Below are 1,311 nucleotides of genomic sequence, written 5' to 3'. Positions count from 1 at the left end.
CACCTAACTCATCACTACTACAATATACTTATGGGTAATCCCCTTACATCCAGTAAGGATTTATCCATCTCATTACTTAAACTGTTAGAATGTAGGATGCAATGGTATATCGACTTCATCACTAGGACTTAGCGTCCGTACTTTAGACTGATAACCAGCTCCTCATTCACAGTGTTCGTTTTATGCAGGTTGAATCACATTAAGTGCATTCGTGTCACACACAGTAGTTTGAGCAGGTAATGAGTAAATCTGGTATTTATCCATTATAATATTTTTAAGGAGTGACAAATTTATGAACGCAGTAGGTATTGATGTTTCAAAAGGTAAAAGCATGGTTACAATTCTAAGACCATTTGGTGAGATTGTATCCTCTCCTTTTGAGATCAAGCACACATCCAGTGATATCCTTTCACTAATTAAACTTATTCACTCTATCGAAGGTGAATCACGAATTGTAATGGAGCACACCGGACACTATTACGAAGTACTTGCTCAGCAATTTTCAGCAGCTGGTCTGTTTGTCAGTGCTGTTAATCCTAAGCTAGTCAAAAACTTTAATAATGACTCTCTTCGCAAAGTTAAATCTGACAAAGCTGATTCCATCAAGATCGCCCGCTATGCTCTTGACAAATGGCAAAATCTTAAACCATATAGTATTGTGGATGAATTGCGCACACAACTAAAGGCCATGAATCGTCAGTTTCATTTCTATGTGAAACAAAAAACGGCTATGAAAAATAATCTTATTAATCTCATTGACCAGACATACTCAAATGCAAATACTTATTTTAATAGTCCACCCCGCAGTGATGGCTCCCAAAAATGGGTTGATTTTGTCTATACGTATTGGCATGTAGATTGCGTTCGTAAAATGTCTCTAAATTCTTTTGTTAAACACTATCAAAACTGGTGCAAGCAAAAAAAATATATCTTCAATAAATCAAAAGCCGAAGAAATTTATACCAAGGCAACGGAACTTGTCCCGGTATTTCCTAAAAACGAAATAACCAAACGCATCATTAGACAAGCTATCGCTCAGCTTAACAGCACTTCCGCTACCGTCGAAACAATACGCATTCTCATGAATGAAACCGCCTCAAAACTTCCAGAGTACCCGATTGTTATGCAGTTTAAAGGGATTGGTCCATCTCTTGGTCCACAGCTTATGGCTGAGATCGGTGATATAACCAGATTTACACATAAAGGAGCCCTTACTGCTTTCGCCGGGGTAGATCCTGGCGTAAACGAGTCTGGCTCCTATGCACAAAAAAGTGTTCCAACATCCAAACGTGGGTCTTCAAATTTAAGAAA

General features: G+C 38.2%; 1 protein-coding gene. It reads left to right on the top strand.

Translation table 11 applies throughout. From position 1 onward, the window contains the following. Window positions 1-292: 292 nt before the first annotated feature. Window positions 293-1,311, top strand: a 1,019-nt coding sequence (locus tag PG862_RS14295; RefSeq protein ID WP_270707860.1) for an IS110 family RNA-guided transposase, incomplete at its 3' end; no start/stop codon positions are given.

It is taken from the genome of Clostridium fessum, assembly GCF_027698965.1.
GTDB lineage: Bacteria > Bacillota > Clostridia > Lachnospirales > Lachnospiraceae > Otoolea > Otoolea fessa.
This window is presented reverse-complemented; position numbering and strand designations above follow the sequence as displayed.